The organism is Mucilaginibacter sp. (genome assembly GCF_041663085.1).
In the GTDB taxonomy this organism is placed as follows: Bacteria; Bacteroidota; Bacteroidia; order Sphingobacteriales; family Sphingobacteriaceae; genus Mucilaginibacter.
The window spans coordinates 1-10,325 of sequence record NZ_JBAZRC010000170.1 but is presented as its reverse complement, the minus strand read 5'-3'; the positions used below and the strand labels follow the sequence as shown (position 1 = coordinate 10,325).

11 protein-coding genes are annotated in these 10,325 nt (G+C 43.8%); 5 read left to right on the top strand and 6 right to left on the bottom strand.

All coding sequences use genetic code 11. The features are described 5' to 3' along the window. On the bottom strand, nucleotides 1-536 hold a 536-nt coding region (locus WC615_RS20815), incomplete at its 3' end, for an HDIG domain-containing metalloprotein (protein WP_372979984.1). Nucleotides 537-690: 154 nt separating this feature from the next. On the opposite strand from WC615_RS20815, the gene WC615_RS20810 reads away from it, so the two are divergent. The 4 genes from WC615_RS20810 to WC615_RS20795 all read left to right on the top strand — a co-directional run bounded on the left by WC615_RS20810 (nucleotide 691) and on the right by WC615_RS20795 (nucleotide 4,473). After that, nucleotides 691-1,269, top strand: coding sequence for a helix-turn-helix domain-containing protein (locus tag WC615_RS20810; protein WP_372979983.1), 579 nt, complete (start codon nucleotides 691-693; stop codon nucleotides 1,267-1,269). Between the two features lie 79 nt (nucleotides 1,270-1,348). Beyond that, entirely contained in the window at nucleotides 1,349-2,032 is a 684-nt protein-coding gene (locus WC615_RS20805; RefSeq protein ID WP_372979982.1) for an HAD-IA family hydrolase, read from the top strand. Nucleotides 2,033-2,038: 6 nt separating this feature from the next. Beyond that, nucleotides 2,039-3,349 carry a DUF5690 family protein gene (locus WC615_RS20800; protein WP_372979981.1) on the top strand — a complete coding sequence of 437 codons (1,311 nt, stop codon included), beginning with the start codon at nucleotides 2,039-2,041 and terminating at the stop codon, nucleotides 3,347-3,349. Then, entirely contained in the window at nucleotides 3,346-4,473 is a 1,128-nt protein-coding gene (locus tag WC615_RS20795; protein WP_372979980.1) for a TIGR03364 family FAD-dependent oxidoreductase, read from the top strand. Before WC615_RS20800 ends, WC615_RS20795 begins: the two co-directional genes overlap by 4 nt. 45 nt (nucleotides 4,474-4,518) lie before the next feature. Here the strand turns inward: WC615_RS20795 and WC615_RS20790 are convergent, their stop codons facing one another. Genes WC615_RS20790 through WC615_RS20770 form a run of 5 tightly spaced genes read right to left on the bottom strand, consistent with a single transcriptional unit; the run spans nucleotide 4,519 to nucleotide 9,574 of the window. Beyond that, nucleotides 4,519-5,109: an NTP transferase domain-containing protein gene (locus tag WC615_RS20790; protein WP_372979979.1), complete on the bottom strand. Its 591-nt coding sequence runs from the start codon at nucleotides 5,107-5,109 to the stop codon at nucleotides 4,519-4,521. 4 nt (nucleotides 5,110-5,113) lie between these two features. Continuing rightward, nucleotides 5,114-6,268, bottom strand: coding sequence for an XdhC family protein (locus WC615_RS20785; protein WP_372979978.1), 1,155 nt, complete (start codon nucleotides 6,266-6,268; stop codon nucleotides 5,114-5,116). A gap of 10 nt (nucleotides 6,269-6,278) precedes the next feature. After that, nucleotides 6,279-8,429, bottom strand: a complete 2,151-nt coding sequence (locus tag WC615_RS20780) for a molybdopterin cofactor-binding domain-containing protein (RefSeq protein WP_372979977.1) — start codon at nucleotides 8,427-8,429, stop codon at nucleotides 6,279-6,281. A 39-nt stretch (nucleotides 8,430-8,468) separates the two neighbouring features. Then, on the bottom strand, nucleotides 8,469-9,104 hold the full coding sequence (locus tag WC615_RS20775) for a hypothetical protein (protein ID WP_372979976.1): 636 nt from the start codon (nucleotides 9,102-9,104) through the stop codon (nucleotides 8,469-8,471). Beyond that, on the bottom strand, nucleotides 9,101-9,574 hold the full coding sequence (locus WC615_RS20770) for a (2Fe-2S)-binding protein (protein WP_372979975.1): 474 nt from the start codon (nucleotides 9,572-9,574) through the stop codon (nucleotides 9,101-9,103). The genes WC615_RS20775 and WC615_RS20770 overlap by 4 nt, the downstream gene beginning before the upstream one ends. 364 nt (nucleotides 9,575-9,938) lie before the next feature. Between WC615_RS20770 and WC615_RS20765 the strand changes: the two genes are divergently transcribed. Beyond that, nucleotides 9,939-10,325, top strand: a 387-nt coding sequence (locus WC615_RS20765; protein ID WP_372979974.1) for a PEP-utilizing enzyme, incomplete at its 3' end; no start/stop codon positions are given.

The following is a 10,325-nucleotide window of genomic DNA, read 5'->3' as shown; positions in this document are numbered from 1 at the left end:
TACTGTACATTGTTAACAGGCACATTTTGCAATTTAGCCTCGTCATCCCAATAACGCATACGTACTATTAAACCGGCGTCGGGGTTTTGTTCAAACCGGGTGGCTTCATCTGCGCTCATAATCCCCCCCTGAAAATTGAGCGTTGCCTGGCTAGCCGGCGATAGCTTTTCAAAGTAACCCGGGTTTTTATAGGTAAGGTAACGCTTGGCTATTACATGCCCCTGTACAAGGGCGGCCAGCCTTTGCGAAAACCCACGCTCTAACAGATAATCTGCTCCAAGTTTTTCGTGGTCAACATTACCCATACCGTCCATACTTGCTACACCTTCGCTGGCACACAGGTGGCCAATGTCATGAAAAAACGCGGCCAGTATAACTTCATCATCGTTACCCTCGCTTTGGGCAAGTGCCGCCGCTTGCGACATATGCTCCAACTGAGAAACAGGCTCACCAATATAATCTTCATCGCCATGCAATTCATACAGGGCAAAAACTTCATCAACAATTTGTTCGGCTGTGCGTACAGTTAAAGGCATATTAAGGATTATTTACAACAAAATAAAGCTATCTATATTACCGTAAAATTAAATCTGTATCATATAATTTATAAGATGTTAAATAAGCCTAAATACCTTGTCATCTTTAAAATAATTATCTACTTTACCCCCGTTCAACAAATGTTAAGTAATAATGGAAGATGATATACTGATACAGATCAGTAACCAGATCAAGGACCGCCGCCGCGAGAAAAACATAACCGTACAGGAACTGGCATCAAGGGCCAATGTAAGTAAAGGGCTTATTTCACAGATAGAAAACAGCCGCACCATTCCATCCCTTATTGTTTTAATTGATATTATTAAAGCGCTGGATATTGACATGAACGTTTTTTTTAAAAACATTCATTCGGGCGGTAAAAACTTTCCGCTTATTATACGCAGGCAGGCCGAGTATGAGCATTTTGAAAAAGAGCATGCCGAGGGCTTCCATTACCAACGGATATTTACGCAATCTATCAAAAATTCAACCGTTGATATTGTTATACTTGAGCTGGAAGCAGATGCCTATCGCCCTATGGTGGAGACAGAGGCTTATGAATATAAATATATACTTAATGGCAGTATAGAGTATCGGTTTGAAGATAGTTCATTTATACTACATAAAGGCGACTCGATGTTGTTTGACGGACGCCTCTCACATACGCCCAGAAACACAGGCAGTGAAAAAGCCAGCATGCTGGTTATCTATTTTTTTGAGGAAAAGGCTTAAACTTAACCTTTTCTTAATCTAAATTTAGTTTACTATTAATAAACATAGTTTAATATTGCTAAACATTATTTAATTAGCAATGTCCATTAAACTTATTGTATTTGACATGGCCGGCACTACGGTCAAAGATGAAGATAAAGTTGCCGATACGTTCAGCGCAGCGATGCAAAAATATGGATACCATGTATCTGTAGAAGATGTTAACCCTTTAATGGGATACGAAAAAAGCATTGCCATTACAAAAATGCTGCATCAGCACGAGCCTGATAACGACAAAATAACCCCGCAACTGATCAGCAACATACACCGGGAATTTATTAGCCTGATGATAAGCTATTATCAAAAAGCGACCGTTTTGGAGGCCTTACCACATGCCGAAGAAACTATGGCAGCATTACATAATGCAGGTATCAGGATCGGCATAAACACAGGGTTCTCTAAAGATATTGCCCAAATTATTATTGAACGCTTGCAATGGCGCGAAAAAGGTTTGATAGATTACCTGATAGGATCTGACGAGGTGGAGAAAGGCCGCCCTGACCCTGCAATGATCAATCAGCTGATGGCTCTTGCCGGCGTAACCGACCCCGGTGAGGTTGCCAAAGTTGGCGATACCGAGGTAGATATACGTGAGGGACAAAACGCCGGCTGCAAATATGTAATTGCAGTAACCACAGGTGCTTTTACACGTGCCCAGCTTGAACCTTACAACCCTACCCATATTATTGATGATATAGCCGATGTTATAAACATCATTAATTAACTGATTATGCAGTTAACCCAAAAACTGAAAGCACAGGTAGCCAAATGGCCCTATGCGCTAATATCTGTTTTGGCTGCATTGTCGGCATTTGGAGCTTACACATCAATGTATGCTTTTCGTAAAGCATTTGCGGCGGGTACTTACCCGGGCCAGCAATACCTTCATATTGATTACAAGGTTTGGCTGGTTATTGCACAAATAATTGGGTACACACTAAGCAAATTTTATGGTATCCGTTTTATCGCCGAGGTAAAAGGTGCCAAACGCGGGCTAATCATTTTACTTTTAGTGGGTATTTCATGGCTTGCACTGCTGGGTTTTGCACTTGTACCGGCCCCGTATAACATCGTTTTTTTATTCATCAACGGTTTTCCGTTAGGGCTGATATGGGGATTGGTTTTTGGGTACCTGGAAGGGCGCCGATCTACTGAGTTTATGGCGGCGGTATTGTCTATCAGCCTTATATTTGGTTCGGGCTTTGTGAAAACAATTGGGCAAACGCTTATCCATGTTTATCACGTAAGCGAATACAATATGCCATTTTTAACAGGCGCTTTATTTGCTGTACCGCTGGTGCTTTTTGTATTAATGCTGGAGCTGATGCCGCCCCAAACACCCGAGGATAAATTATTACGTACAGAACGGTTGCCGATGAACGCGCAGGAACGTAAACATTTTATTATTCGTTTTTTACCGGGTATTATATTAACACTTATTATTTATGTACTGCTAACCATCATGCGCGATATCCGCGATAATTTTGAGGTGGAGATATGGAGCAGCCTGGGCATTAAAGACAGGGGCATTTACACGAAGATAGATACCAAAATATCTATTATTGTACTTATTGCCATGAGTCTGCTTATCCTCATCAAAAAAAACCTGCGTGCTTTCAGCATTATCCACCTTTTTATAATTGGCGGTTGTGTACTACTTGGTGTTTCAACAGTTATGTATTCCCTTAAAATGATTGGCCCTGTAAGTTGGATGACCATGGCCGGCCTTGGCCTCTACCTGGGCTATGTGCCTTATAACGCTATATTTTTTGAGCGGATGATAGCTACCTTTCATTACAAAAGCAACGTAGGCTTTGTGATGTACGTTGCAGATTCTATGGGTTACCTGGGTAGTGTAAGTATCCTGCTGATAAAAGAATTAGGGCGCCCAAACATTAGCTGGGGCACCTTCTTTAAAGAAGGTGTAATGATAGTGGCTATTATTGGCGGCATTTGCGGCACCTTGTCATTATTATACTTTTTGCAATCTGCCCGCAAGAAACCCGTTACTGAAACCGAATTTAAATTTTCTACTGTATGAGCAAACCATCAGCCATTGTAATTGGCGCAGGCATTGTGGGGCTGGCTACAGCCCGCGCACTTGCTGTTAGAGGATATAGTGTTACTATTTTTGAACGTAACGAACAAGCTGTTGGGGCATCCATACGCAACTTTGGGATGGTTTGGCCAATTGGCCAACCAACCGGGCCATTGTTTGAACGGGCTATGTTATCGCGCAGCATATGGAAACAAACCTGCGCTGATGCAGGTATCTGGCATGACGAAGTTGGCTCGCTGCACCTGGCCTACCATGATGATGAGTTACAGGTAATGGAGCAATATGCCGGGATCAATAAAACATATCGCGATTGCGCTTTGCTTACTCCCGCAGAAACACTACAAAAATCGCCCGGTGTAAACCCCGATGGCTTAAAAGGCGCTTTATGGAGTGGTACAGAAATGATACTGGAGGCACGTGCCGCTATTGGCGCGGTAGCCCGGCATTTAGCAGAAAAATACGATGTAACCTTTCACTGGAATACAGCCATAAGTAACGTTAAAACAGCCACCGTAACATCAGGCAACAGGCAATGGCATGCCGATGAGATATTTATTTGCAGCGGTGTGGAGTTTGAAACCCTTTACCCCGAACTTTTCACCTCTTTAGCTACCACCAAATGCAAGCTGCAAATGATGCGATTGGCCGCGCAGCCTGGTAACTGGCGTATAGGCCCTGCCTTGTGTGGTAGCTTAAGCATGATACATTACCCGGGGTTTCAATCGGCCCCGGCCCTGCCAGCATTACGAAAAAGGTACGAAGAACAATATGCCGATCACCTTAAATGGGGAATACATGTAATGGCTGCGCAAAACCATACCGGTGAAATAACAGTTGGAGATTCGCATGAATACGGACTGGTACACGACCCGTTCGACAAAGATTTTATTAACCAGATGATATTAAAATACCTGCAAACTTTTACCAGTTTTAAGGATATACGCGTAATACAAACATGGAATGGCACTTATGCAAAAATGACAACCGGCCAAACCGAACTGATTGTGGATGCAGAACCCGGCGTATTGATCATTAACGGTTTAGGTGGTAATGGCATGACCTTATCTTTTGGCCTTTGCGAGCAGATAATAGCAGCGCGCGCTTAGTGTGCTGCCTGCTATAGCGTAATTTGTTAACGACATAAAATCCTCTTATAAATCTAAACCTGTGGGCAGGTTGTTATAATCTTCTTCCGTATCAATGTCAACACTTCCCAAAAGAAACGGAATGGTATAAACATCCTCCATGTGTTGCTCCAGTATCTTCTTCGCACCTTCTTTCCCGTTTAACCTAAGCAATTCAGGGAAATAACTTTTTTTGAACACTGCCGGTACACCCATTATACCGTTATAACTACAAGCAATTATTTCTTCTTTAACCTTGCAGGCTGTTATGATCAACTCTTTTAAAAGTTCGGCATTTACGTATGGCTGGTCGCAAACCATAAAAACAATAGCATCAGTATTTGTATGTTTTAGCTGGATATGTGATACCGCAAGTTTAATAGACGAGCTCATGCCCAATGCCCAATCTTTATTATATAATATCCCGGCATTGGTATCATTAATAGTTGCTTCAATGGCATGGAAGTTAGCGCCTAAAATTACCAAAACCTTATCTGATGCAGCGATTGCCACCTGTACCATTTGTTGTAATAGTGTATGGCGGCCAATGTAAAGGTTTTGCTTAGGTGTGCCCATACGGCTGGAAGACCCGGCAGCTAATATGACAATGGGTGTCATGTGGTTAATGTGTTGATATTAATGGCAACAATTCCTTTTTATTGATACGGTCATGAATAAACGGCCTGGTTCTTAAAGATGCAGCATTACGCCTATTTAAGACAGATTGTATTTCGGATAAAATAGCAAGTGCTATCTCTTCCGCGTTTTCTGATCCGATGTCCAATCCGGCAGGGCCGTATAGTTGATCTGGAATATTTGCAGGGCTATTATACCCGGGTGCAATTTCTTCCAGCATCCGCTTCAGCCTTTTTTTGGGGCCAAGTACGCCAATGTAAGTTAGCGGTAGCTCGAGCAGATCTGTTAACAGGGCTGCGTCATAATTGTAATTATGAGTCATCAGCATAAACACAGTTCGTTCGTCTACCGGTATTTGGGCTTTCACCTCAGCGGGTTTAGCAACTATTAGTCCGTCGGCCAGGGGGAACCGCGCGGCAGTAACATAGTTGGCCCGGCCATCAACTACTGTTACCTGCCAGCCAAGTATCTTTGCCATTTGTACCAGGGGGATAGCATCATTACCAGCCCCTGCAATAACCAGCGATACCGCAGGCTGCAGCAATTCAATAAAACAGGTATAATTGTCCTGATAATAATAGGTTTTTGTAGTAGTGTTACCTGTATGAAGAACATTTGCAGCATCAGGCAAAATAGCATCACTAATTTTTCCGGCCGGTAGTAAGCCCGAGGCACCTCCATTTTTGTTATAAAATAAACAGGTACCATACTGCTCTGCGCGCCTGTCTGCCATATTGAAAACCGTGATTAATACTGCGGGCTCCCGCTTACACAAAAACTTCTTGAAAAAACCGATGGGATTATAAGGCTGTTCCTCATTAATCGGTTCAATCAAAATGTGAATGATACCGTTACAACCTAAGCCAACACCAAATTTCGCGTCGTCATCGTCGGTTGTATCATACGTAACCAGCATAGGTTTTTGCTGAACCATAACCAACTGGGCTTTACGCAAAGCATCTCCTTCCAGGCAACCTCCGCTTATTGCGCCAGTTAACTGGCCGTCATCCGTTACCAGCATACGTGCACCGGCGCGCCGGTAGGACGAACCTTCTACGCGCACTACTGTGGCTAAAGCTGATTTTTTGCCTGCTTGCTTCGCCTTATCATAGGCATTAACTATATCCCTTAGTTCTTTCAAATAAGTAATTTTATATGTTTGCCATATCAAACGGTAATTTGCGGATACGTTTACCGGTCAGGTCAAAAATAGCAGCGGTGAAAGCTGGTGAGAAAGCAGGCAACCCAGGCTCTCCAACCCCTCCTGCATCCGCATCATTATCTATAACATGTACCTCTATCGGCGGGATGTCTGTTATTCTTGGCATTTTGTAATCATAAAAATTACGTTGCTCTACCAGCCCGTCTTTAAAGGTGATCTCATGGATGGTTGCGGCACCAAGCGCCATAATAATACTTCCTTCAATCTGCGCGTGGATGATATCGGGGTTTACGTACCAGCCGCAATCCATCACGGCCCAAACCTTATCTATAATTATCCCACCACCGGCTTTCTGCGACACTTTAACTATCTGCCCTACAGTACTCGAAAAGCATTCCGTTATAGCTACTCCATAACCCTCATTTTTCTTCCTGCTTTTCCAGCCAGAAACTTCCTCCATTTTATCTATCAGCTTTTGGCAGCGCTCATCTTTCAAATAAGCCCTCCTGAAATCAAGCGGGTCTTTTCCGGCCTCGTGGGCCAGCTCATCAATAAAACTTTCATACGCAAAACCGTTTGTGGATGCGTATACCGACCGCCACCACATATTTGGAATAGGCATTTCAAACGGCACATCGGCAAAGCTTATATTTTTTATACTTTCAAAATATGGCGCTAAAAAACCTTCGGTAGTACTGCTATTGGCCACGCCCCTTTTGGGATCGCTCCAGTGGTCTATATTTTGCCCGGCCATGCGGAATTTAACAGCCGAAATCTCTCCATTAACAATTGCGCCCTGCGCCCTGTAAGATATACCCGCACGATAAGGCCCCTGGGTTGTATCATCCTCACGCGTCCAGATTACTTGTACCGGGCCATCAATTTGCTTAGATATCATGGTAGCTTCGTAGGGGTAATCTAAAAAAGCTTTACGGCCAAAACCACCCCCTAAAAAGGTCATGTTAACCCTTACTTTATCTATTGGCATCTTAAATTTTTGGCTAATATCACCCTGTACCCAATCTGGTGCCTGTATTGGTCCCCATATCTCTATTTTATCTTTTTGATAATGGGCAATGCAGTTTAAGGGTTCCATGGCACTATGGGCCTGATAAGGTGTTTGGTATACAACATCCAGCATTTTCTCAGCTTTAGTAAGGATGCCGTCCGGGTCGCCTTGCTTTTTAAAAAAAAGGCCCTCTTTTTTTAGCTCCTCATGTTGCCGCGTGTAAACGTCCGCTATATTCACATGTTCAAAACCGGTATCATCCCATATCACCTTTAAAGCCTTCCTGCCCTGCATAGCTGCCCAGGTACTGGTAGCTACTACTGCAACGCCTTCGCGTATGGTATTAAAAACCTCCATTTTAACCACAAAAACGTGCTTTACGCCAGGTACATTTTTAGTAGCGGCAGCGTCAAAACTTTTCACCTTGCCACGAAACCTGGGGTTACGCTCTACCACCGCATAAAGCATCCCCGGTAGTTTTTTATCTAAACCAAATATGGCTTCGCCGTTGGTTTTCATTGGCGTATCCTTGCGGTGTAATGGTTTGCCAATTAATTTATAATCAGATCGTTTTTTAAGTACAATATTCTTGGGTGCTTCCAGCCTGGAAGCATCGGCAACCAGTTCGCCATAATGAAATTTTTTGCCCGATGGTTTATGTATTACAGTACCCGATTGCGCATAGCAATCGGTAGGCGAAACTTTCCATTTTGCTGCTGCGGCGGCTATAAGAACCTCCCGTGCGGTAGCGCTTAACTTCAAAAGTTTTTTATAGGAGTCCCGCACCGTTGAACTCCCCCCGGTGATCTGGCCACCGTACTTTTTCGGGTCGCCCTGCGCAAAAATAACGTTTACATCTTTCAGGTCTACCTCCAGCTCTTCGGCAATGATCTGAGGTACCGATTGGTAAGAGCCCTGCCCCATTTCGGCCCGGTGGTCTACTAAAGTAACTTTGCCGCTGGCATCTATCTTTATCCAGGCGTTCATTTCAATAGCTGACTGATCTGCATCAGTGGCTACAATAACGTTAGCTTTTCCATCTGCTGAAAAAGAGAAGCCCAAGCAAAGTGCAGCTCCGGTAATACCGGTAGCCCGCAAAAAATTTCTTCTGGATATTGTACTTGTACTCATAATAAACGAGTTGAGTGTGCTTAATAATAAACTTTATTGCTATTTACCATTTGGTGCATAAGCGCCTGTGGTTAACCAGGTGATCCACGCTTTTTTAAATGTGGCGTGGCCTATTGGCGGTAGTTTACGGCCCTCACCGGGGTTCCAGCCAGCCAGCACTAAACCATCATCTGCATGTTCTATCAGTTTCTTCAAATCCTTGTGGCCATTTTGTTTCGGATCTATCAATTGTTTAGCAAGTTGGCGCGGCGTACGCCCCTGAAAAATCATTTTCATATCGGCCGGAGGCAAATGCCAGTTAGGATTACCCGGCGGCGTATGCAGCCCCGGCGTGTTGGTAGCCTGATGACAGTTGGAACATTTCATCGCGTACACCCCTTTCCCATCAACACCTCTTTTAGGCAACATAGTATGCAAGTGGCTGTCTTCGCCCTGAAGGGGGACATCTCCTGAAGGATGGCAATTCATACACCTCGCACTCATCAGCACTGTATAAACCTGCTTAAACGCTTTAACTGACGCTATGCTGTCTTTTTTCACAACAGGCAGTTTTGATACTGCTGCACTGTTTTTTTTCTCGTCGCTATGGAGGGCAAATGCCATGATACCTACCAACGTTAGCAACACGCCGATAACAGCGAAGGCTTTCACCGGGATTTTTACTTTCTGTTTCATTTGCTTGCGCCTTCCTTTCTCTGCAACTCGGCAGCTAAATGTATGGCCTTACGAATACGCAGATAAGTGCCGCAACGGCAAATGTTACCGGCCATGGCACTATCAATATCAGCATCGCTGGGGTTGGGGTTTTCTTTTAACAATACCGCTGCCGACATGATCTGCCCGGAATGGCAATAACCGCACTGCGGTACATTTTCCTCGTTCCATGCCTGTTGCGCGGGGTGATCATTATTTGCTGACAGGCCTTCGATGGTAATTACTTGCTGGCCTGCTGCACGGCTTAGCTTAGTAACGCATGAACGTACCGCATCGCCATTTAAATGTACAACGCAAGCCCCGCATTGTGCCACACCGCAGCCGTACTTGGTACCGGTAAGACCGATGATATCCCTGATCACCCATAGTAACGGCATGTTAGGGTCCGCATCAATTTGATGTTGTTTCCCGTTTACTGTAATTGAGGTCATAAAAAATCTGTTTAATTAGGTTATTTATCTGCCTTGTCCTGGATCAGCCTTTGACAGATCGACCACACTCACTAATGAGTGTTTGGTTTCATTATTATTAAATGCACTGTATTTGCTGATCGTATTAAAAACGTTGCAGGGTATCCATAATCGCTTTCTTTTAATTCGAATTTACACTATTAATCAATGCGTTGGTTACGGCTTTTTCTCAAATATGTAATAATGGTATAAATATCAGTAATCTGTATTATAATTACACCCGATAAACATAACACTTTTGTATAGTGCTTAGTTTGAATTTGTTTGATACCAGGAAAGTAAGAATTTTATTTACTTTAGAGTATCAGGTGTGTCATCCCATCTGATGGTGAAATTATTACAGGGCAATACAAACGTGAGAATTTTCCGGCCGATGCTATATAGGCTTGCCTGTTTCTTCGGTGTTATAGAAGGGCGGGCACCTGTTACCTTAAGCATGGAAGATGCCAAGCTGAAAGATGGCGATATATTAGTCCCCGTGTTTACCGACACCAATTGGACGCCATTGCTTGTATCCATAAAAGGCCTGGTGACCGAAGTTGGCGGGCTGATGACCCACGGAGCAGTCATCGCACCTGAATATGGTTTACCGGCAGATGTTGGGTTGGAAAATGCCACCAAACTAATCAGGGATGGGCAGCGGATAAAGGTGAACGGACGGATATATAGAAGTACTATAAATCTCAACCCATCACTTGCTTTTCTTTCTTGT

Bases quoted from the DNA above. Each gene is read 5' to 3' on its own strand.
- WC615_RS20805 (WP_372979982.1), top strand. From the start codon at position 1,349: ATGTCCATTAAACTTATTGTATTTGACATGGCCGGCACTACGGTCAAA.
- WC615_RS20795 (WP_372979980.1), top strand. From the start codon at position 3,346: ATGAGCAAACCATCAGCCATTGTAATTGGCGCAGGCATTGTGGGGCTG.
- WC615_RS20810 (WP_372979983.1), top strand. From the start codon at position 691: ATGGAAGATGATATACTGATACAGATCAGTAACCAGATCAAGGACCGC.
- WC615_RS20770 (WP_372979975.1), bottom strand. From the start codon at position 9,574: ATGACCTCAATTACAGTAAACGGGAAACAACATCAAATTGATGCGGAC.
- WC615_RS20775 (WP_372979976.1), bottom strand. From the start codon at position 9,104: ATGAAACAGAAAGTAAAAATCCCGGTGAAAGCCTTCGCTGTTATCGGC.
- WC615_RS20790 (WP_372979979.1), bottom strand. From the start codon at position 5,109: ATGACACCCATTGTCATATTAGCTGCCGGGTCTTCCAGCCGTATGGGC.
- WC615_RS20800 (WP_372979981.1), top strand. From the start codon at position 2,039: ATGCAGTTAACCCAAAAACTGAAAGCACAGGTAGCCAAATGGCCCTAT.
- WC615_RS20780 (WP_372979977.1), bottom strand. From the start codon at position 8,429: ATGAGTACAAGTACAATATCCAGAAGAAATTTTTTGCGGGCTACCGGT.